The 20,377-nt window shown below is 73.0% G+C and carries 16 protein-coding genes and 1 pseudogene; 12 read left to right on the top strand and 5 right to left on the bottom strand.

All coding sequences use genetic code 11. From position 1 onward, the window contains the following. Positions 1-82 precede the first annotated feature (82 nt). The 9 genes and pseudogenes from ACFY60_RS17635 to ACFY60_RS17595 form a co-directional block, all read left to right on the top strand. The gene (locus ACFY60_RS17635; protein WP_309052385.1) at positions 83-931 is read left to right on the top strand and encodes an RNA methyltransferase; all 849 of its coding nucleotides are present in this window, start codon (positions 83-85) and stop codon (positions 929-931) included. Positions 932-1,031: 100 nt separating this feature from the next. Continuing rightward, a complete protein-coding gene (locus tag ACFY60_RS17630) occupies positions 1,032-2,243 on the top strand; it encodes an ATP-binding protein (protein WP_388612795.1) in 1,212 nt (403 codons plus the stop codon). A gap of 159 nt (positions 2,244-2,402) precedes the next feature. Beyond that, positions 2,403-3,542 carry a phenylalanine--tRNA ligase subunit alpha gene (gene pheS, locus ACFY60_RS17625; RefSeq protein WP_388612797.1) on the top strand — a complete coding sequence of 380 codons (1,140 nt, stop codon included), beginning with the start codon at positions 2,403-2,405 and terminating at the stop codon, positions 3,540-3,542. Beyond that, positions 3,542-6,070, top strand: coding sequence for a phenylalanine--tRNA ligase subunit beta (pheT, locus tag ACFY60_RS17620; RefSeq protein ID WP_388612799.1), 2,529 nt, complete (start codon positions 3,542-3,544; stop codon positions 6,068-6,070). Before pheS ends, pheT begins: the two co-directional genes overlap by 1 nt. A gap of 223 nt (positions 6,071-6,293) precedes the next feature. After that, complete coding sequence (locus tag ACFY60_RS17615) at positions 6,294-6,800, top strand: HEPN domain-containing protein (RefSeq protein WP_388612801.1); 507 nt, start codon at positions 6,294-6,296, stop codon at positions 6,798-6,800. Positions 6,801-6,823: 23 nt separating this feature from the next. After that, on the top strand, positions 6,824-8,461 hold the full coding sequence (locus tag ACFY60_RS17610; protein WP_388612802.1) for an ATP-binding protein: 1,638 nt from the start codon (positions 6,824-6,826) through the stop codon (positions 8,459-8,461). A gap of 165 nt (positions 8,462-8,626) precedes the next feature. Then, positions 8,627-9,694 (top strand): PP2C family protein-serine/threonine phosphatase, encoded by a 1,068-nt coding sequence (locus tag ACFY60_RS17605; protein ID WP_388612804.1) that lies wholly within the window; start codon positions 8,627-8,629, stop codon positions 9,692-9,694. A gap of 276 nt (positions 9,695-9,970) precedes the next feature. Next, entirely contained in the window at positions 9,971-11,311 is a 1,341-nt protein-coding gene (locus ACFY60_RS17600) for a transcriptional regulator (RefSeq protein ID WP_388612806.1), read from the top strand. A 1-nt stretch (position 11,312) separates the two neighbouring features. Then, a pseudogene (locus ACFY60_RS17595) lies at positions 11,313-11,526 on the top strand (NUDIX hydrolase); the annotation flags it as partial. 89 nt (positions 11,527-11,615) lie between these two features. Here the strand turns inward: ACFY60_RS17595 and ACFY60_RS17590 are convergent. Then, positions 11,616-12,476 carry a 3-hydroxybutyryl-CoA dehydrogenase gene (locus tag ACFY60_RS17590; RefSeq protein WP_309054064.1) on the bottom strand — a complete coding sequence of 287 codons (861 nt, stop codon included), beginning with the start codon at positions 12,474-12,476 and terminating at the stop codon, positions 11,616-11,618. A 195-nt stretch (positions 12,477-12,671) separates the two neighbouring features. On the opposite strand from ACFY60_RS17590, the gene ACFY60_RS17585 reads away from it, so the two are divergent. Next, positions 12,672-13,979, top strand: coding sequence for a glycoside hydrolase family 10 protein (locus ACFY60_RS17585; protein ID WP_388612807.1), 1,308 nt, complete (start codon positions 12,672-12,674; stop codon positions 13,977-13,979). A 30-nt stretch (positions 13,980-14,009) separates the two neighbouring features. Here the strand turns inward: ACFY60_RS17585 and ACFY60_RS17580 are convergent, their stop codons facing one another. Both ACFY60_RS17580 and ACFY60_RS17575 read right to left on the bottom strand, forming a co-directional pair. Beyond that, the gene (locus ACFY60_RS17580) at positions 14,010-14,207 is read right to left on the bottom strand and encodes a DUF1918 domain-containing protein (protein ID WP_388612808.1); all 198 of its coding nucleotides are present in this window, start codon (positions 14,205-14,207) and stop codon (positions 14,010-14,012) included. Between the two features lie 105 nt (positions 14,208-14,312). Beyond that, positions 14,313-15,224 carry a DMT family transporter gene (locus ACFY60_RS17575; RefSeq protein ID WP_388612810.1) on the bottom strand — a complete coding sequence of 304 codons (912 nt, stop codon included), beginning with the start codon at positions 15,222-15,224 and terminating at the stop codon, positions 14,313-14,315. On the opposite strand from ACFY60_RS17575, the gene ACFY60_RS17570 reads away from it, so the two are divergent. Continuing rightward, on the top strand, positions 15,223-16,698 hold the full coding sequence (locus tag ACFY60_RS17570; protein ID WP_388612812.1) for a PLP-dependent aminotransferase family protein: 1,476 nt from the start codon (positions 15,223-15,225) through the stop codon (positions 16,696-16,698). The two genes, ACFY60_RS17575 and ACFY60_RS17570, sit on opposite strands and share 2 nt — an antisense overlap. A gap of 131 nt (positions 16,699-16,829) precedes the next feature. Further along, the gene (locus ACFY60_RS17565; RefSeq protein ID WP_388612814.1) at positions 16,830-17,990 is read left to right on the top strand and encodes a methyltransferase; all 1,161 of its coding nucleotides are present in this window, start codon (positions 16,830-16,832) and stop codon (positions 17,988-17,990) included. A gap of 39 nt (positions 17,991-18,029) precedes the next feature. On the opposite strand, the gene ACFY60_RS17560 is transcribed toward ACFY60_RS17565, so the two are convergent. Beyond that, positions 18,030-18,434 (bottom strand): VOC family protein, encoded by a 405-nt coding sequence (locus ACFY60_RS17560; RefSeq protein WP_388612816.1) that lies wholly within the window; start codon positions 18,432-18,434, stop codon positions 18,030-18,032. 236 nt (positions 18,435-18,670) lie between these two features. Then, entirely contained in the window at positions 18,671-20,269 is a 1,599-nt protein-coding gene (locus tag ACFY60_RS17555; protein WP_388612818.1) for an ABC-F family ATP-binding cassette domain-containing protein, read from the bottom strand. Positions 20,270-20,377 lie beyond the last annotated feature (108 nt).

Here is a 20,377-nt window from a genome sequence, read left to right as displayed (position 1 = left end):
GCCGCCGCCCGCACCCGCCCCGCCCGGCCCGCCGTTCCCGGACTCCCCGGAGCCGGACCCGAAGAGAGAACCGCCGCACCCCATGGTCACCCCCGAGCTGATCTCCCCGCGTTCCCCGCGCGTCGTCGCCGCCCGGCGGCTCGCCAAGCGCAACTTCCGGGGCAAGGACCGCCTCTTCATCGCCGAGGGCCCGCAGGCGGTCCGCGAGGCCGTCGAGCACCGGGGCACCACCGGCGAGCCGACCCTCGTCGAACTCTTCACCACCGTCGAGGCCGCCGAGCGCTACAGCGCCATCGTCGAGGCCGCCCGCGCCGCCGGCGCCCGCGTGCACCACGCCTCCGACGCCGTCCTCGCCGAGGTCTCCCAGACCGTCACCCCGCAGGGCCTCGTCGGCGTCTGCCGCTTCCTGGACTCCCCGTTCGAGGAGATCCTCGCCGCCCGACCGAAGCTCGTCGCCGTCCTCGCCCACGTCCGCGACCCCGGGAACGCCGGCACCGTCCTGCGCTGCGCCGACGCCGCCGGCGCCGACGCGGTCGTCCTCACCGACGCCTCCGTCGACCTGTACAACCCGAAGTCCGTGCGCGCCTCCGTCGGCTCCCTCTTCCACCTGCCCGTCGCGGTCGGCGTGCCCGTCGAGCAGGCCGTCGCCGGACTCAAGGAGGCGGGCGTACGGATCCTCGCCGCCGACGGGGCCGGCGCGCACGACCTGGACGACGAGCTCGACGCCGGCACCATGGGCGGCCCCACCGCCTGGGTCTTCGGCAACGAGGCCTGGGGACTGCCCGAGGAGACCCGCGCCCTCGCCGACGCCGTCGTCCGCGTCCCCATCCACGGCAAGGCCGAGAGCCTCAACCTGGCGACCGCCGCCGCCGTCTGCCTGTACGCCTCCGCGCGCGCCCAGCGGCCCCGCGGCCCCCGCGCCACCGCCTGACACCGCTTTCCGTAACCCCGGGGCTCCGCTCCGTCGCCCTCGCCCAGTAGAGTGACGCACTCGGGGCCCACTGCGAGCAGCACGGAGGGGTGGGGACGGGATGACGGTCGGTACGGACAGTCCTGCGGACGCGGGGGGCGCCCCGCCGCCTGCCCCGGGAGGCCCCGGTCAGGACGCCGCCGAGCCCACCGGGACCGCCCCCGTACCCGACCCGGCCGTCCAGGAGCGGGTGTGGGAGCAGCCGTCCGGCGGGGCCTTCGCCGGACTGCACCCCGACGACCTCCCCGACGGGCTCGTCGTCGCCGACGAACACGGCCGCGTCATCTGCTTCAACGCCGCCGCCGCCCGCATCACCGCCGTCCCCGCCGACCGGGCCCTCGGCATGCCGCTCGACCGGGCGCTGCCCCTGGAAGACCTCAAGGGCCGCCGCTGGTGGGCCCTGACCGACCCGTACGGAGGCCTCGCGACCCGCCGCGGCCAGCCCGAACGCGACCTGCTCCTCCCCGGCGGCCGCGAGGTCCTCGTCTCCGCGCGGTACGTCCGCGAGCGGCCCACCGGCCCCGTCCGCCGGGTCGTGGTCTGTCTGCGCGGCACCGACGCCCGCCGCCGCAACGAACGCAGCCACGCCGAACTCATCGCGACCGTCGCCCACGAACTCCGCTCCCCGCTCACCTCCGTGAAGGGCTTCACCGCCACCCTCCTCGGCAAGTGGGAACGGTTCACCGACGACCAGAAGCGGCTGATGCTGGAGACCGTCGACGCCGACGCGGGCCGCATCAAACGGCTCATCGCCGAACTCCTCGACATCTCCCGGATCGACTCCGGCCGCCTCGAGGTGCGCCGGCAGCCCGTCGACATCGCCGCCGCCGTCGGCCGCCACGTCCAGGTGCACACCACCGGCGGCCAGTCCCCCGACCGCTTCTTCGTACGGATCCGGCCGGGACTCCCGGCGCTCTGGGCCGACCCCGACAAGATCGACCAGGTCCTCGGGAACCTCCTGGAAAATGCGGTGCGGCACGGAGAGGGAACCGTCACCATCGAGGTGGCCCCCACCACGGCGGGCGACGACGGAGAAGAGGGGACGGAGGTCACCGTGAGCGACGAGGGCCCCGGCATCCCCGAGGAGTCGATGAGCCGTGTCTTCACCCGCTTCTGGCGGGGCAGCAAACGCGGCGGCACCGGTCTCGGCCTCTACATCGTCAAGGGCATCGTCGAGGCCCACGGCGGCACCATCACCGTCGGACGCGGCCCCCGCGGCGGGGCCGAGTTCCGATTTACCCTGCCCGTGGGCACCCCGGCGCACCTCCTCTGACGTCTCACCTGACGAGACCGTACGAGGCCGGAAGCCGCCCGGGCCGCCCACGGGCTCATTCGCGTCCCCGCGCCCCGTTAGACTCGACCTTTGGCACGTTTGCGCCCTTGTCGTCGAGCGGGGTCGCCCCAGCCAGCCAAACGGAAGACACGGGAAGAGATGTCGGCACCCAATAAGTCGTACGACCCGGTCGAGGTCGAGGCCTTGAAACCGGAAGAGATCGAGCGCATGCGGGACGAGGCGCTCGCCGCCTTCGCGGCCGCAGGCGACCTCGACGCGCTCGCGCACGCGAAGACCGCCCACACCGGCGGCACCTCCCCGCTGGCGCTCGCCAACCGGGAGATCGGCGCCCTGCCCCCGCAGGCCAAGGCCGCCGCCGGCAAGCTCGTGGGCCAGGCCCGCGGCGCCGTGTCCAAGGCCCTCGCCGCCCGCCAGGCCGAGCTGGAGGCCGAGCGCGACGCCCGTGTCCTGGTCGAGGAGGCGGTGGACGTCACCCTTCCGTACGACCGCGTCCCGGCCGGCGCCCGCCACCCGCTCACCACCCTGATGGAGCGCGTCTCCGACGTCTTCGTCTCGATGGGCTACGAGGTCGCCGAAGGGCCCGAGGTCGAGGCGGAGTGGTTCAACTTCGACGCCCTCAACTTCGTGCCCGACCACCCGGCGCGCCAGATGCAGGACACCTTCTTCGTCCGGGGAACCACCCCTGAGGGAACGGCCACCAGCGGCGACGAGTCCGGTGTCGTCCTGCGCACCCACACCTCGCCGGTCCAGGCCCGCACCCTCATCGACCGGGAGCCCCCGGTCTACGTGGTGTGCCCCGGCCGCGTCTACCGCACCGACGAGCTCGACGCCACGCACACCCCGGTCTTCCACCAGATCGAGCTGCTCGCCGTCGACGAGGGCCTCACCATGGCCGACCTCAAGGGCACCCTCGACCACATGGTCCAGGCGCTCTTCGGCTCGGACATGAAGACCCGGCTCCGCCCGAACTTCTTCCCGTTCACCGAGCCGTCCGCCGAGATGGACATGCTCTGCTACGTCTGCCGCGGCGAGTCCGTCGGCAACCCGGACCGTCCCTGCCGCACCTGCGGCAGCGAGGGCTGGATCGAGCTCGGCGGCTGCGGCATGGTCAACCCGAAGGTGCTCGTCGCCTGCGGTGTGGACCCCGAGAAGTACAGCGGCTTCGCCTTCGGGTTCGGCATCGAGCGGATGCTGATGTTCCGCCACAACGTGGAAGACATGCGAGACATGGTCGAGGGTGACGTCCGGTTCACCCGGCCGTTCGGGATGGAGATCTGATGCGGGTCCCGCTTTCTTGGCTGCGGGAGTACGTCGACCTGCCGGCGACGGAGACCGGCCGGGACGTACAGGCCAAGCTCGTTTCCGCCGGCCTCGAGGTCGAGACGGTCGAGCAGCTCGGCGCGGGCCTCACCGGCCCGCTGGTGGTCGGCAAGGTCCTCACCATCGAGGAGCTGACGGAGTTCAAGAAGCCCATCCGCTTCTGCACCGTCGACGTCGGCCCGGCCAACGGCACCGGCGAGCCCCAGGAGATCATCTGCGGCGCCCGTAACTTCGCCGAGGGCGACAAGGTCGTCGTGGCCCTGCCCGGCGCCGTGCTCCCCGGCGACTTCCGGATCGCCGAGCGCAAGACGTACGGCCGGGTCTCCAAGGGCATGATCTGCTCGGGCGACGAGCTCGGCATGGGCGACGACGGCTCGCACGGCATCATCGTGCTCCCGCCGGAGCACGAGGTCGGCACCGACGCCACCGTCCTGCTGGAGCTGTACGACGAGGTCCTCGACATCGCCGTCACCCCGGACCGCGGCTACTGCCTCTCCCTGCGCGGAGTCGCCCGCGAGGCGGCCATCGCGTACGGGCTGCCGCTGCGCGACCCGGCGCTCCTCGACGTGCCCGCGCCGAACTCGTACGGCTACCCGGTCCAGATCTCCGACCCCATGGGCTGCGACCGCTTCACGGCGCGCACCGTCGTGGGCCTGGAGCCCGAGGCCCGGTCGCCGATCTGGCTCCAGCGCCGCCTCCAGAAGGCCGGCATGCGTTCGATCTCGCTCGCCGTCGACGTCACCAACTACGTGATGCTGGAGCTCGGCCAGCCGCTGCACGCCTACGACCGCACGCGGCTCGACGGCCCCATCGGCGTCCGCCGCGCCGAGGCCGGCGAGAAGATCACCACCCTCGACGGCACCGTCCGCGTCCTCGACGCCGCCGACCTCGTCATCACCGACAACCGCGGCCCCATCGGCATCGCGGGCGTCATGGGCGGCGCCAACACGGAGATCGCCGAACCGGTGGCCGACCCGGAGACCGGCATCGTCTCCGGCACCACCGAGGTCGTCATCGAGGCCGCGCACTTCGACGCGATCTCGATCGCGCGCACGGCCCGCCGCCACAAGCTGTCCTCCGAGGCGTCCAAGCGCTTCGAGCGCGGTGTCGACCCGCAGGCCGCCGCCGCGGCCGCCCAGCGCTGCGTCGACCTGCTCGTGCTGCTCGCGGGCGGCACGGCCGAGGCCGGCGTCACCGAGGTCGTCGCGCCGTCCGCGCCGCGCACGATCACCATGCCGGCGGACCACCCCGACAAGGTCGCGGGCGTCGCCTACGGCCGCGAGACCGTCGTCCGCCGCCTCCAGGAGGTCGGCTGCGACGTCTACGGCCAGGACGAGCTCGTCGTCACGGTGCCCTCGTGGCGCCCCGACCTCAACGAGCCGAACGACCTCGCCGAGGAGGTCATCCGCCTGGAGGGGTACGAGAACCTGCCCTCCACGCTGCCGAAGCCGCCCGCCGGCCGCGGTCTCACCGAGCGCCAGCGTCTCCACCGGCGCGTGGGCCGCGCCCTGGCCGGCGCCGGCTACGTCGAGGCCCTGAACTACCCGTTCATCGGCGAGCAGGCCCTCGACCACCTCGGCCTCGACGAGGACGACGCCCGCCGCCGGGTCGTCACCCTCGTCAACCCGCTGTCCGACGAGGAGCCCGCGCTCCGTACGACGCTGCTCCCGGGCCTGCTCGGCGCGCTGCGCCGCAACGACAGCCGGGGCGGCCACGACCTGGCGCTGTTCGAGACGGGTCTCGTCTTCCGGCCGCAGGGCGAGTCGGGCGTCGCCGTCCGCCTGCCCGTCGACCGCCGTCCCACCGACGAGGAGATCGCCGGCGTCAACGCCGCGCTGCCCGCGCAGCCGCGCCGCGTCGCCGTCGTCCTCGCCGGAGCCCGCGAGCAGGCCGGCTGGTGGGGCAAGGGCCGCCCGTCCGACTGGGCGGACGCGGTCGAGGCCGGCCGCACGGTGGCCGCCGAGGCCGGCGTCGAACTGCACATCAGCGCCGACCGGCACGCCCCGTGGCACCCGGGCCGCTGCGCCGCGTTCCACGTGGACATCGACGGCGAGAAGGTCCTGGTGGGCCACGCCGGCGAACTCCACCCCCGCGTGGTGAAGGCCTTCGGCCTGCCGGCCCGGTCCTGCGCGATGGAGATGGACCTGGACCTCCTGGCCCGGGCGAACGAGGGCCCCGTCAAGGCCCCCCGCATCTCCTCCTTCCCGGTCGCCACCCAGGACGTCGCCCTGGTCGTCGCCACCGACGTCCCGGCCGCCGAGGTCGAGTCCGCGCTCCGCGAGGGCGCCGGCGAACTCCTCGAGTCCATCCGGCTGTTCGACGTCTACACCGGCGACCAGCTCGGCGAGGGCAAGAAGTCCCTGGCGTACGCCCTGAAGTTCCGCGCCCAGGACCGCACCCTCACGGTCGACGAGGCCACCGCGGCCCGCGACGCCGCCGTCACCCTGGCCTCCACCCGCACGGGAGCCACCCTCCGCGGAGCCTGACACCCCGCACCCGCCCCGAGGGCCGCCCCGGAACACTCCGGGGCGGCCCTCGGCCGTTGTTCCCTCTGGCCAGCAGTGACCGGGCCGCGGAGGAACCACTGCGACGTGGCCTGTTTTCAGAGGCTCGTGGCCGATTATTGGCGTTCCAGGTAAAGCGACCGCTGTACGAAGTGGAGCCTGATAATCTGCAGAGTTAGCTGCCAGGAGGGGAACACCCGGTACCATGCCAGTAGTCACGCCTGCCGACTTAGTCTTGCTGCACATCTCGACCAGCAGTAGTGCTGCGCTCTCCGCGTTTCCGGTGGGGGGAAGGTACCCCTTTCCGGTCGCTCAGCTTATTCAGCAGGCTGTGACGGACCGCCTGCTGCTCGCGGGAGAGCATTTACGGTCCGGGGATCACCTTCTTTTCGCGGGGCAGTACAGGTCTGCCATCAGCCGCCACTACTACGCGATGTACCACGCGGCTCGCGCGATCGTGTTCGCGGAGAAGCGTGGTGACGACTTCGAGAGGCACCACATCCTCCCGAGAAATCTCCCCACGAACCTTCCGGACAAATCGGTGCGTGAGGTCGAGCTGACAAACGCGCGCCTCCTGCGGAATCAGGCAGATTACGATGCCTACCCGGTGAGTGAGTCCGAGTGGGCCGGAGATGCGCGAGCGCTTTCGGTAGCCGCGGCCAATTTTATGCAGGCGTGCCAAGATTTTGCCTCGACGAACGGTTATGTCTGATGACGTACGTAGATTATGAATCCTTGATCGCAGAGTCGCTCGAAGAGGCGAACATTTCCATTGTCAAGGTGGATGAGCGCTCCTTTCCGGGGGAGCGGTGGTTCGTCGTATGGGTGAACGAAGACGCGCTGGTCGCGGCGCAGAGCCTGGCCGGCTCCATCGAGCAGGCGCTGAACGCGGTCTCCGACGTGGCCAACCAGTCGATGGTCGTCACCTTCCGACCTCATCGAGCAGAAGAGAAGAAGACGGTCGAGGTCGAGCCCAAGGGGCTCCTGTCCGGCCCCAAGGTGGATCAGCTGATCCAGTTGCTGGAGGCGCGTTCGCGCACCTCCGACGCACTGCCCAGCCTCAAGTACATGGAGGATCCCCGCGCCAGTCTCGCGGCCATCGGGGCGTCCAGGCACCACCTGGTCTTCGGTCGACGTGGGGTGGGGAAGACCGCGCTGCTGCTGGAAGCGAAGCGGATGGCGGAGAGGGACGGCCGCGTCACGGCTTGGATCAACGCTCATACATTCCGGCTCCTCGACGTACCGAGTGCTTTCCTCGCGATCGCGGAAGTCACCCTCAATGCGTTGATTCAGTACGCAGGGTCGTCCCAAGGGGACTCCTATGCGCGACTGAAAGAAGTGCATACGAGGGTGTCGGGGCTCCGTGAGGGAGTGCGTTCCGGCGATGTCGTTCTGGGAGAGATGGTCGCCGACCTCAACAGATCCCTGCGAGCCATCCTCCGTGAAGGGCTCGTCCGCCTCTACCTCTACATCGACGATTTCTACCTGTTCCCCGAAGAATCTCAGCCGCACCTCCTCGACTGCGTGGCCGGTATGCTGCGTGATTGCGACGGCTGGATCAAGGTGGCCAGTATTGAGCGGCTGACCCGATCCTTCGAACCCTCGTCCAAGAGCGGCATCGAAATCCCGCACGACGCATCGAAGATCGACCTGGATGTGACCCTCGAAGATCCGGCCTCGACGCAACGCTTTCTCGAGTCCGTGCTGGCAAATTACGCGACCACAGCGGGGCTGGCGAAGCCCTCGAGTATCGCGCAGACGGCAGCTCTGGGGCGACTCGTGCTGGCCTCCGGAGGTGTCCCGCGTGACTATTTGAATCTCTTTGCCTCATCCATTGTCGCCGCCCGCTCGCGAACCAAGGCGCGGGAAATCGGCAGGGAAGACGTGGCCGACGCGGCGGGTAGGGCGGCGCGCAGCAAGATGAGGGATCTCGAGCAGGACGTCTCGAGCCATAGCGCGGGAAGTCTACTGGCGGCCCTGAATGTCCTTTCGACCGCGGTTCGCGGGGCAGGATTCACCTACTTCCGCGTCAACGTCGCCCAGAAGTCCCACTCGTTCTACGAGCTGCTGGCGCAACTTGTCGACCTTCGATTCGCCCATCTCATCCAGTCGAGTTTGTCGGACCAGCACAAGCCGGGCGTCAAGTACGAGGCCTACATCCTCGACCTCAGCCAGTATGCCGACGTCAGGTTGAAGCGGGGCTTGGCCATCCTCGATCTCAAGGACGGCAAGTGGAGCTTCCGCAGAAGCGGCAAGGCCGGCACGCAGAAGCAGCTGCCGGGCACCCTCCTTCGTGACGAGCTGAGGCGTGCACCCGTGATCGACCTGGAAGGGCTGGCGAAGAAGGTTTCCGAGCAGATCGGATTCTTCTGATCAGCACGGCAAGGGCGGATGTGCGAACGGATCGCCCGTTCGGGTGGGGACCGTGCTGAGGGATTCCCCGCCGGCCTCCGTACGGCAAGAATCGAGGCGGCCGCAGGGGCGGGCCTGTGTGCCGCAGGGCCTTCGGGCGCTGGCGGGGCTCGGGAAGGGCCGTGCATGATCCGTACCAGGTCGTTGGCCGTCGATGGCTCCCGGTTCCGCCGGCTGGCCGCCCTCGCCCTTCCCACCGCGTGGGGCGCGGTGGCCGTGGTCTGGAAGTTCGGGTGTCCGCTGGCCCGGCAGCCGGGGCTGCCCACGCGGATCGCCACCAGTGTCGTGTTCCTGGCGGTCGGCACCGGGCTCGTGCTCGGTATCAGCCGGGGGCTGGTCCGCGAGCTGGCGCGGGTGCGGGCCGTCGCCGACGCGGCGCAGCGGGTGCTGCTGCGGCCGCCGCCCGCGCGGCTCGACGGACTGACGCTGGCGGCCGGGCAGTTGTCGGCGACCCGGGGTGCCGCGGTGGGCGGGGACCTGTACGAGGCGGTGGCCACGCCGTACGGGGTGCGCATCGTCATCGGGGACGTACGGGGGCACGGGCTCGGCGCGCTCGGGGCCGTGGTGGCGGTGCTGGGGAGCTTCCGCGAGGCCGCCCATGACGAGCCCGAACTCGCCGGTGTACTGCGGAGGTTGGAGCGGGCGCTGGCGCGGCACCTTCGGGAGCGGGCGCGGGACGAGCATCCGTCGCGGGGCGGGAACGACCCGGAGCATCCGGTGGTCGAGGAGTTCGTGACCCTGCTGCTCCTGGAGGTGCGGGCGGACGGGCGGCTCGCCGTCCTGAACTGCGGTCACCCCGGCCCGTACCGCCTCGGCCGCCGCGTCGAGCGCCTCCCGGTCGGGGAGCCGCTGCCGCCGCTCGGCGCCTTCCCGCTGCCCGACGCCCTCGTGCCGTACTCCGCGCCGAGGCTGCTCCCCGGCGAGACGCTCGTCCTGCACACGGACGGTGCGGAGGAGGCCCGCGACCGGCGTGGCCGGTTCTTCTCCCTGGGTGACGAACTCGGCCGGTCCCCACGCGAGGCGCCCGCGGCCCTGGTCCGGCGGGTCCGGGCCGCGCTGCTCCGGCACACGGGCGGCCGGCTCGCGGACGACGTGGCGCTGCTCGTCGTCCGCAACGACCGTGTCCGGGTGCCGTCGCAGCCCGCCGAACCCGGGCTGCGGCGGCCCCGGCCGGCCCCGTCGCCCCACTGCTGAGCAGGGCACGGGCCGGGGTGCCGCCCGCCCCGCCACGGAGTGTCGGGCAGATCGGCGGGGCGGGCGGCGCGGACCGGGCGGCGGCACTGTACGAGGGGGAGCCGGCGGCCCGGTCGTCGTCGCCTTGCGGCGTACACCTCAGTCAAGCGGTTCGGGCCGGTGCGGGGGAGCGCGCGCGGACCGGAGGAACGGGTGCTTCGTTCACACCCCGTGCGAAAACGACCCGTACGAAATCGGCCACCGCTACGCTGAGTTCACCGAGCGACCGGAGGGGCCATGCAGCCCAACACCCTGCTCGACGCCCTGCTCGACGAAGCGGGCGTCTCGAACGCCGGACTCGCCGCCCGCGTGAACCGGGCCGGCCGGGCCAGGGGCCTCGCCCTGCGTTACGAACACACCGCCGTCGCCCGCTGGCTGAAGGGCCAGCGGCCGCGCGGCCAGGTGCCGGACCTGATCTGCGAGGTGCTCGCCGCGCGCCTCGGCCGGCCCGTGACGCTGGACGACATCGGCCTCGGCGTCCCCGGCGGACCGCTGCCGGCCCCCGGTTCGCCGCTCTCCGGTTTCGTGGAGCGGGCCGCCGCCCTCTGGCGCTCCGACGAGCAGCAGCGAGCGCACATCGTCGCCGCGCAGGCGGTCACCGGCACGCCCGCGGTGATGCCGGTGTGGGAGTGGGAGAACCCGCCCGAGGACGTGGACGTCTCCCGCGAGGGCCGCACGATCGTCTCGGCGGCCGACATCGTGACGCTGAGCGCGGCCCGGTCCCACTACGAGCAGATGTACCGCAAGGCGGGCGGCATAGCGACCCGCGGCCGGATCGTCGGTTTCCTCACCGCCGAGGCCGCTCCGCTGCTGCGCGGTTCCTACGGCGACGCCCTCGGGCGCCGGCTGCACCGGGCCACGGGCGGCCTGGTGGCGGTCGCCGGCATCTGCGCGTACGACGCCGACGCGCACGGCCTCGCCCAGCGCTACTTCCACCAGGCGCTGCGGCTGGCGAAGGCGAGCGGGGACCGGGCCTTCGGCGCCTATGTGATCGCGCTCCTGGTCAACCAGTCACTGTTCACCGGGGAGTACCGGCAGGCCGTCGCCTTCGCGGAGGCGGCGCTGCGGGCCGCCGGTCCGCGGATCACGCCGGCGCTCGCGGCCGATCTGACGGCGATGCAGGCGAAGGCGTACGCGCGGCTCGGTGACGCCCCCGCCGCCCTGGCCTGCATCCGGCGGGCCGAGGCGGAGGCGGAACGGATCAGTCCGGAGGGGGAGCCGGCCGAGACCGGGTACGTCCAGCCGGGGCTCGTCAACGTGCAGGTCGCCGAGGCGCTCCTCAGTCTGGGTGATCTTCCGGCGGCGTATGCGCACGCCGCGACGGCGGTGGGGGCGCCCTCGCACGACCGGGGCCGGGTGCACCGGCTCGCGATGCTGTGCCAGGTGGAGCTCCGCCGGGGCGAGTGCGACGCGGCGGCGCGTACGGCGGCGGAGATGACCGAGCGGGCCTGGGGCATGGAGTCGCGGCGGCTGCGCGAGCGGCTGCGGCAGGTGCGGGACGATCTGCTCGCGAGCGGAGGCGGAGAGGCACGCGAGGCCGCGGCGGTGATCGAGGGGACGCTGCGCGTTCCCCTGTGAGCCGTCGCCCTCCAACGGCCTCACCGACGCCCGCCTCCGCCTCTACTGGACGGACCACGCCACCTGCACCGGACCGCCCGAGGACGCCTTCGAGTCCTCCGCGCCGCGCGGGGATCCCGATCAAGCACGTGCCCGACATGATCGCCCGCGGCCGGATCCCGGCGGCGAACCTGGCCGCCGGACCGCTCATGCCCCACCATCTCCGCCTCGGCTGACGGGCCGCACGGGGCCCCGGACGCGCCGGACGGCCCGTACCTGTGCGGGTGTACGGGCCGTCCGGCCGGAGGGATGGTTCGGGGGAGCGTCAGGAGTACGGGTAGAAGCCCGAGCCCGTCTTCCGGCCCAGCCGGCCCGCGTCCACCATGCGCTGCAGCAGCGGGGGAGCGGCGTACAGGGGCTCCTTGAACTCCGTGTACATCGAGTCGGCGATCGAGGCGATCGTGTCGAGGCCGATCAGGTCCGAGAGCTTCAGCGGGCCCATCGGGTGGGCGCAGCCGAACTCCATGCCGTTGTCGATGTCCTCGCGGCTCGCGATGCCCGACTCGAACATGCGGATGGCGGACAGCAGGTACGGCACGAGCAGCGCGTTGACGATGAAGCCGGACCGGTCCTGCGCACGGATCGCGTGCTTGCCGAGGACCTTCTCGGCGAAGGCCTGCGCCCGGCTGATCGTGCCCTCGGAGGTGGTGAGGGCGGGGATCAGCTCGACGAGCTTCTGCACCGGGGCCGGGTTGAAGAAGTGGATGCCGATGACGTGGTCGGGACGGGAGGTCGCCACGGCCAGCTTCACCAGCGGGATGGAGGAGGTGTTCGAGGCCAGGATGGCGTCCGGCCGGGTCAGCACCTGGTCGAGCACCTGGAAGATCTCGGTCTTGACCTGCTCGTTCTCCACGACCGCCTCGATGACGAGGTCGCGGTCGGCGAACTCCCCGAGGTCGGTGGTGAAGCTGAGGCGCCCGAGCGCCGCGTCGCGCTCCTCCTCGCTGATCTTGCCGCGCTCGGCGGCCTTCGCCAGCGAGTTGTAGAGCCGCGTACGGCCGATCTCCAGTGCCTCGCCGGTCGTCTCGGCGACCTTCACCTCAAGCCCGCTACGGGCACACACCTCCGCGATGCCTGCGCCCATCTGGCCGCAGCCGACCACTCCGACGCGCTCAATGTCGGCCATGGAGTCCGTCACCTCGTGCCTCTCGCTCTCCTAGCGGCGGGCCCGTGTGATTCCGGAGCGTCCGCCTCGACCCCACGACGTTACTCCGATTCGCGCGATGATCGATCGCCGGGGAGGCGGGCATGCTGTCCGGGAAGGTGTGACGTATCCGACACAAGAGGGGTACAAGTGCGGCCTATCGGCAGAAGAGGGTTCGTGACCGGCGCCACAGCGGCGGCGCTCACCGTGACGGGCGCCACGGCGGCGGGCGGAACGCCGGGTCCGGGAAGAGTCACGTCGGGCGGCGCCTCCGCCCCGTACGGCCCCGGGGAAGGAGCCGGTCCGGGCGGGCGGACGGCGGACACCGCGGACGTACGGAAGTGGCCCTACCGCGTGCCCGAGTTCCGGGGCGTGTGGGTGGCGACCGTCGCCAACCGGGACTGGCCGTCCCGGACGGGGCTGTCCGCCGCCGAACAGCGGGCCCAGCTCCTCGCCCATCTCGACCAGGCGGTCGAGCGCCGCCTCAACACCGTCGTGCTCCAGGTCCGGCCCACCGCCGACGCCCTGTGGCCCTCGCCGTACGAGCCCTGGTCCCAGTACCTCACCGGCACCCAGGGCAGGGACCCCGGTTGGGACCCGCTGGGCACCGCCGTCGAGGAGGCCCACGCGCGTGGCCTGCGGCTGCACGCCTGGTTCAACCCGTACCGGGTGGCGAACCACACCGATCCCGGCCGGCTCGTCCCCGACCACCCGGCGCGGCTCCACCCCGAGTGGGTGCTGCCCTACGGCGGGAAGCTGTACTACGACCCCGGGCAGCCGGAGGTCCGCCGCTTCGTGCAGGACGCGATGCTGGACGCGGTACGGCGCTACGACATCGACGCCGTCCACTGGGACGACTACTTCTACCCGTACCCGGTGGCCGGCCAGACCTTCGGCGACGACGAGACGTACGCGCGGTACGGCGGCGGCTTCCGCGACAAGGCGTCCTGGCGGCGGAACAACATCGACCTGCTGGTCTCCGAGACCGCCGCGCGCGTCAAGGGGATCAGGAAGGACGTGGCCTTCGGGATCAGCCCGTTCGGGGTCTGGCGGAACGCCGCCACCGACCCGGCGGGTTCGGACACCAGCTCCGGGGTCCAGACGTACGACGACCTGTACGCGGACACGCGCAAGTGGATCCGCGAGGGCTGGATCGACCACGTCGTGCCGCAGCTCTACTGGCATATCGGACAGTCCGGCGTCGACTACGCGAAGCTGGTGTCGTGGTGGGCGGGCGTGGTGAGGGGCACCGGCGTCGGCCTGTACATCGGCGAGGCCCTGTACAAGGCGGGCGATCCGGCTCAGGTGAGGGCCTGGCAGGACCGGACGGAACTCTCACGGCACCTGACGCTGGCGGGGGAGCACCCGGAGGTCGGCGGCCACTGCTTCTTCGCGGCCCGTGAGGTCACCGCGGACCGGATCGGGGCGATGGCCACCGTGGTGGCCGACCACTACCCGACCCGGGTGCGCGCACCGCGCCGCTGACGGTCGTCCGGACCGTCGCCGCCCGGTTTCTCAGACGGGGCGTTCCGGATGGCGTACGACGGTGTCGGGGCCCGGCGACATGAGGGCCTCGTGGCCGTCGTCGTCGAACTTCACGCGGTACGGGGGAGTTCCGTTCTCGCCCAGTACCTGCAGAATCTCGGCCGTACGGTCGTGCTGACCGACCGTACGGCCGTGCACCAGCAGTTTGTCGCCCACGCGCGCCTGCATCGGGGACCTCCTCGCGGCCGGGGCTTCGTCTGGGGTCTGTCTCTCTCGGGGGAGTGCAGGGGCTTCTGCCTGCCATTGTCACTCCGCTCACCCCCGGCCGTCGCGTCAGCTCCTGGCCCGCTGGGTGACCGCGATGCAGACGAGAACCCCGCCGGCGGCGAGCGGAGCCGCCAGCGGCAGGTCCTCGCCCAGCAGGAAGACGGACCAGAAGAGGGTGAGCAGGGGCTGGGCGAGCTGGAGCTGGCTCGCCTTCGGGATGCCGATCGCCGCCATGCCCCGGTACCAGACGTACAGCCCGAAGAAGGTCGAACCGGCCGCCACCCACACCAGGCCGATCACGCCGTGGGCGGTGAGGCGCACCGGCTCCAGGGCAAGGGCGACCGCCGAGGCGGGCACCATCAGCGGCAGGCAGAGGACCAGGGCCCAGCCGATGACCTGCCAGCCCGGCATGAGCCGGGCGAGCCGGCCGCCCTCGGTGTACCCGGCCGCGCAGACCAGCAGCGCGCCGAAGAGGTACAGGTCGCCGGCGGACAGTACCCCGCCGCTCTGGTGGACGGTGAAGGCGAGTACCACGGCGGCCCCGGAGACGGCCGCGATCCAGAAGGTACGGGACGGGCGCCGGCCGGTCCGTACCGCGGCGAAGGCGGCCGTGGTGAGCGGCAGCAGACCCACGACGACGGCGGCGTGCGAGGTGGTGGAGGTCCGCAGGGCCAGGGTCGTCAGGAGCGGGAACCCGATCACCACGCCGCCCGCGACGACGGCGAGACCCGCCCAGTGGCGCCGGTCGGGCAGCGGCACCCGCCCCACGAGGAGGAAGGCGCCGGCGATCAGGGCGGCCAGCGTGGAACGGACGGCCACCAGGGACCAGGGGCCGAAGCTCTCCAGGCCCCACACCGTGGACGGGAAGGTCAGCGAGAAGGAGACCACCCCGAGGGCGGCGAGCAGGGTGCCGGTGCTCTGCGGAGAAGTCGCCACCGCTATCGCCTTCGGGGAAGTAGCGCTATTCTGTGCTGTCATGCATGAGCGTAGCAGCGTGGCGGAACTGGCGAAATCCTTGAGAGCGGAACTCGACCGCTACTCGCCGGGAGGAAAGCTGCCGTCGAGTCGTGCGCTCGTCGAGCGCTACCGGGTCTCGCCGGTGACCGTCACCCGCGCCCTCGCCCAGCTCGTCGCCGAGGGGCTCGTCGTCACCCGGCCCGGCGCAGGAGCCTTCCGCGCCGAACCGCGCCACGCCGCGCCCGTCACCGGCGACACCTCCTGGCAGGAGGTCGCCCTCAGCGCCGACACCGCCACCGAACTCGTCCCCCGCTCCGTGGACGCCTCCGGGGTCCTCGCCACCCTGGCCGCACCCCCGCCCGGTGTCGTCGAGTTCAACGGCGGCTATCTGCACCCCTCGCTCCAGCCCGAGCGCGCCCTCGCCGCCGCCCTCGCCCGCGCCGGCCGCCGGCCCGGCGCCTGGGACCGCCCGCCCACCGACGGCCTGCCCGAACTGCGGGCCTGGTTCGCCCGCGAGATCGGCGGCGGCGTCACCGCCGCCGAGATCCTCATCACCGCCGGCGGACAGTCGGCCCTCACCACCGCCCTGCGGGCCCTCGCCCCGCCCGGCGCCCCCGTCCTCGTCGAATCGCCCACCTACCCGGGCATGCTCGCCGTCGCCCGCGCCTCCGGGCTCCGCCCCGTGCCGGTCCCCACCGACGCCGACGGCATCCGCCCCGACCTCCTCGAAGCCGCCTTCCGCGCCACCGGGGCCGGGGTCGTCGTCTGCCAGCCCCTCTTCCAGAACCCCACCGGCGCCGTGCTCGCCCCGGAACGGCGCCGCGAGGTGGTCCGCATCGCCCGTGCCGCGGGCGCCTTCGTCGTCGAGGACGACTTCGCCCGCCGTCTCGTCCACGAGGACGCCGGGCCGCTGCCGCCGCCGCTCGCCGCCGACGACCCCGACGGCGTCGTCGTGCACGTCTGCTCGCTCACCAAGCCCACCTCGGCCAGCCTCCGCGTCGGCGCGCTCGCCGCCCGGGGGCCGGTCCTGGAACGCCTCCGCGCCATCCAGGTCGTCGACAGCTTCTTCGTCCCCCGGCCCCTCCAGGAAGCCGCCCTCGAACTCGTCGGATCCCCGGCGTGGCCACGCCACCTGCGCGCCGTCTCCCAGGAGCTCAGGAACCGCCGGACCGTCATGACCGGCGCCCTCGCCCTCCACCTCCCCTCCCTCGCCCTGCCCCACGTCCCCTCCGGCGGCTACCACCTGTGGCTCCGCCTCCCCGACGCCCTGCCGGAGGCCTCCCTCCTGGCCGCCGCCCTGCGGGCCGGGGTCGTGGCCGCCCCCGGCCGCCCCTACTTCTGCGCGGAACCGCCCGCGGGACACCTCCGGCTGAGCTTCGCCGGCGTCGCCGGCCCCACGGAGATCGCGGAAGGCGTCCTCCGCCTGAGGACGGCCGTCGACGAACTCACCGGCGGTGCGGGCGCGGGGCGGGCGGAACACCCCTCCGCGGACTGAGCCCGGGGCTCGGCGGTCCCGGGGCGGTACGGCGGGGCAGGAGGCGCGGCGGAGGGGACGGGCCACGGGAGCGGAGCCGGGTACGCCGCCGGCGCGGGGCGACGCCGGCGACCGGCTAGCCTGAGGGCACGATGAACCGTCTGACCACGTCATGGGGCACCTTCACCCTCACCCGCCACCCCGAGGACCCGCGCGACCCGCTGCGTGCCTGGGACGCGGCCGACGCATACCTCCTGGGCCACCTCGCCGACACCGGCACCGACCTCTCCGGCACCGTCGCCGTCCTCGGCGACCGCTGGGGCGCCCTCACCACCGCGCTCCACGCCGCCGCACCCGGCGCCCTCGTCCAGATCTCCGACTCCTACCTCGGCCGCCGGGCCACCCGCGACAACCTCGCGCGCGCCGGCGCCGCCCCCGACGCCGCCCGTTTGCTCACCACCCAGGACCCGCCGCCGGAACGGATCGACGTCCTCCTCGTCCGGGTCCCCAAGAGCCTGGCACTCCTGGAGGACCAGCTGCACCGGCTCGCCCCCGCCGTCCACGAGGGCACGGTGGTCGTCGGCACCGGCATGGTCAAGGAGATCCACACCTCCACCCTCCGCCTCTTCGAGCGGATCCTCGGCCCCACCCGCACCTCCCTCGCGGTCAGGAAGGCCCGGCTGATCCACACCACCCCGGACCCGGCCGCGGACCCGGGCCCGAACCCGTGGCCGTACCGCTACGCCCTCCCCGCCGACACCCCGGCTCCCGCGCTCGCCGGGCGCACCGTCACCAACCACGCCGGCGTCTTCTGCGCCGACCGCCTCGACATCGGCACCCGTTTCCTCCTCGGCCACCTCCCCCGGGACCTCGGCCGGGCGCGGGTCGCCGACCTCGGCTGCGGCAACGGCGTGGTCGGCCTGGCGGTCGCCCTCGCCGAACCCGGCGCCGAACTCGTCTTCACCGACGAGTCCTACCAGGCGGTCGCCTCCGCCGAGGAGAACTTCCGCGCCCACGCCGGTGCCGACCGCGAAGCGGAGTTCCTCGTCGGCGACGGCCTCGCGGACCTCCCGCCCGGCTCCCTGGACCTGGTCCTGAACAACCCGCCCTTCCACAGCCACCAGGCGACCACCGACCGCACCGCCCGTCGTATGTTCGCCGATGCCCGGCGCGCCCTGCGCCCCGGCGGCGAACTCCGGGTCGTCGGCAACCGGCACCTCGGCTACCACGTGACCCTGCGCCGGATCTTCGGCAACAGCGAACTCGTCGCGAGCGACCCCAAGTTCGTCGTCCTGCGCGCTGTCAAACGCTGAGCCCGCCGGGCCCGCGCGTCGGGTCCCGGGGGCCGGGCCTCAATGCCCCCAGGTCCTGGAGCAGAGCACCAGTCGGTAGCCGTCGGGATCGGCGACCGTCACCCCGTACTCCTCCCAGTACGGGTTGTGCGCGGTCACCCGCGTCCCGCCGGCCGCCAGCAGCTTCTCCACCTGCTCCTCCTCCACGGGCGCGCCGAGATAGACGACGAACAGGTCCTCCACCGTCGGTCTGGGTTCCACGGGCCGCTCCGGGTCCCGGGTCAGCTCGAAGTGCCACGTCCCGTCGGCGGGCCCGACCATGAGCAGGTCGTGCTCCCCCCGGGCCCGGGCGGTGCTGCGCCACAGCACGTCGAGCCCGAGCCCGTCCACGTAGAAGCGTTCGGCGGCGACGAGATCCCGCGAGGGGCGGGCGACCCGTACCCGGGTCTGCGCATCGATGATCATGCGTCGAGACTAGGCCGCCCCCGGCCCCGTCCGCCTCAGGGAACACCCCGGTCGCCCCCGGAGCCGCCCCTGACACCCGGTCAGGGCCGACCCGGAGACGCCCGGCCCGGCGCCACGGAGCACGGGCCGCCCCACGGCGCTCCGGGCACACGGCGTCCCGGCCCCACGGCGTCCCGGCCCCACGGCGCTCCGGGCACACGGCGCCCCGGCCCCGGGGCGCCCCGGGGCCCCCGCCGTCACGCCAGGGCGACCAGCTCCCGGTACTCCTCGTTCCACAGGTCCTCGTCCGCGTCCGGCAGCAGCAGGACGCGGTCCGGGCGCAGGGCGTCGAGCGCGCCCTCGTCGTGGGTCACCATCACGAGGGCGCCCGGGTAGGTGCCCACGGCGGCCAGCACCTCGTCGCGCGAGGCCGGGTCGAGGTTGTTCGTCGGCTCGTCCAGGAGCAGCACGTTGGCCCCCGAGTGGACGAGCGCGGCCAGCGCGAGCCGCGTCTTCTCGCCGCCCGAGAGGACCCCGGCCGGCTTGTCCGCCTCGTCGCCCCTGAACAGGAACGCCCCCAGGACGGTCCGCACCTCACCGTCCGTCAGGGCCGGCGCGGCCGCCGCGAGGTTCTCCCGGACCGTGCGCCCCGGGTCCAGCGTCTCGTGCTCCTGGGCGAAGTAGCCGAGCCGCAGCCCCGGCCCGTGGACGACCCGCCCCGCGTCCGGCGTCTCCCGCCCCGCGAGCAGCCGCAGGAGGGTGGTCTTGCCTGCGCCGTTGAGGCCGAGGACGATCAGCCGGGAGCCCCGGTCCACCGCCAGGTCCACCCCGTCGAGCACCGGCCGCCCCCCGTACGCCTTGGTGAGCGAGACGGCGCCCAGCGGCGTCCGGCCGCAGGGGGCCGGTTCCGGAAGCCGGATGCGGGCCACCCGCTCGGTCTGCCGCGCGGGGGCGAGCCCGGCGAGCATCCGGTCCGCCCGGCGGGCCATGCTCCGCGCCGTCGTGGCCGTCGCCACCCGCGCCTTCATCCGCTCCGCCTGGGCGTGCAGCGAGGCCGCCTTCCGCTCGGCGTTGGCCCGTTCCCGTACCCGCCGCCGCTCGTCCGCCTCCCGCTGCGCGAGGTACGTGTCCCAGCCGGTGTTGTGGACGTCGAGCGCGCACCGGGCCGGGTCCAGGTGGAAGACGCGGTTGACGGTGTCCGCGAGCAGCCGGACGTCGTGGCTGATCATCACCAGACCGCCCCGGTGGGCGGTGAGGAAGCCGCGCAGCCAGCCGATCGAGTCGGCGTCCAGGTGGTTGGTCGGCTCGTCGAGCAGCAGGGTGTCCTCGCGGCCGTGCCCGGCGAAGAGGATCCTGGCCAGTTCGACCCGGCGCTTCTGCCCGCCGGACAGCCGCCCCACCGGCCGGTCCATGACCTCGGGGGGCAGACCCAGCCCGGCGGCGACGCGGGCGGCCTCCGCCTCGGCGGCGTACCCGCCGCGCGCCTGGAACTCGGACTCGGCCCGGTCGTACGCGGCCAGCGCCCGGGCGTCCGCGTGCTCGGCGAGCCGGCGCCCGGCGTCCGCGAGCCGCCGGACCGCGCGGTCCAGGCCGCGCGCGGAGAGGATGCGGTCGGTGACGGTGACTGCCGGATCGGCCGCCCGCGCGTCCTGCGGGAGGTGGCCGACGGAGCCGGTCCGGGTGACGGTTCCGGCGGCCGGGGCACGCAGCCCGGCCAGGGTGTCGAGGAGGGTGGTCTTGCCCGCTCCGTTGCGGCCGACGAGGCCGACGCGGTCGCCGGGGGCGACGTGGAAGGAGACGCCGGACAGCAGGAGCCGGGCGCCGACGCGCACGTCGGCACCACGAACGGTGATCATGGGGTAACGCTCCGAAAAGGCTTGAGGACACACGGGTGGCGTGGAAGCGGGTCCTCAGCTAGGAAATTCGGGGCGTAGACATGCCGTCCAGGTTAAGGGGGGCGCCCG

Origin of the sequence: Streptomyces sp. NPDC012827 (assembly GCF_042900905.1) — a bacterium.
Classification (GTDB): Bacteria; Actinomycetota; Actinomycetes; order Streptomycetales; family Streptomycetaceae; genus Streptomyces; species Streptomyces gulbargensis.
The sequence above is the reverse complement of the archived record's forward strand: the minus strand, read 5'-3'. Positions and strand labels throughout refer to the sequence as shown.

What these genes read in the sequence shown, in the direction of transcription:
- pheS (WP_388612797.1), top strand. Translation starts at nt 2,403, where the DNA reads ATGTCGGCACCCAATAAGTCGTACGACCCGGTCGAGGTCGAGGCCTTG.
- ACFY60_RS17570 (WP_388612812.1), top strand. Translation starts at nt 15,223, where the DNA reads ATGCATGAGCGTAGCAGCGTGGCGGAACTGGCGAAATCCTTGAGAGCG.
- ACFY60_RS17590 (WP_309054064.1), bottom strand. Translation starts at nt 12,476, where the DNA reads ATGGCCGACATTGAGCGCGTCGGAGTGGTCGGCTGCGGCCAGATGGGC.
- ACFY60_RS17605 (WP_388612804.1), top strand. Translation starts at nt 8,627, where the DNA reads ATGATCCGTACCAGGTCGTTGGCCGTCGATGGCTCCCGGTTCCGCCGG.
- ACFY60_RS17630 (WP_388612795.1), top strand. Translation starts at nt 1,032, where the DNA reads ATGACGGTCGGTACGGACAGTCCTGCGGACGCGGGGGGCGCCCCGCCG.
- ACFY60_RS17575 (WP_388612810.1), bottom strand. Translation starts at nt 15,224, where the DNA reads ATGACAGCACAGAATAGCGCTACTTCCCCGAAGGCGATAGCGGTGGCG.
- ACFY60_RS17560 (WP_388612816.1), bottom strand. Translation starts at nt 18,434, where the DNA reads ATGATCATCGATGCGCAGACCCGGGTACGGGTCGCCCGCCCCTCGCGG.
- ACFY60_RS17600 (WP_388612806.1), top strand. Translation starts at nt 9,971, where the DNA reads ATGCAGCCCAACACCCTGCTCGACGCCCTGCTCGACGAAGCGGGCGTC.
- ACFY60_RS17615 (WP_388612801.1), top strand. Translation starts at nt 6,294, where the DNA reads ATGCCAGTAGTCACGCCTGCCGACTTAGTCTTGCTGCACATCTCGACC.
- ACFY60_RS17580 (WP_388612808.1), bottom strand. Translation starts at nt 14,207, where the DNA reads ATGCAGGCGCGCGTGGGCGACAAACTGCTGGTGCACGGCCGTACGGTC.
- ACFY60_RS17555 (WP_388612818.1), bottom strand. Translation starts at nt 20,269, where the DNA reads ATGATCACCGTTCGTGGTGCCGACGTGCGCGTCGGCGCCCGGCTCCTG.
- ACFY60_RS17565 (WP_388612814.1), top strand. Translation starts at nt 16,830, where the DNA reads ATGAACCGTCTGACCACGTCATGGGGCACCTTCACCCTCACCCGCCAC.
- pheT (WP_388612799.1), top strand. Translation starts at nt 3,542, where the DNA reads ATGCGGGTCCCGCTTTCTTGGCTGCGGGAGTACGTCGACCTGCCGGCG.
- ACFY60_RS17635 (WP_309052385.1), top strand. Translation starts at nt 83, where the DNA reads ATGGTCACCCCCGAGCTGATCTCCCCGCGTTCCCCGCGCGTCGTCGCC.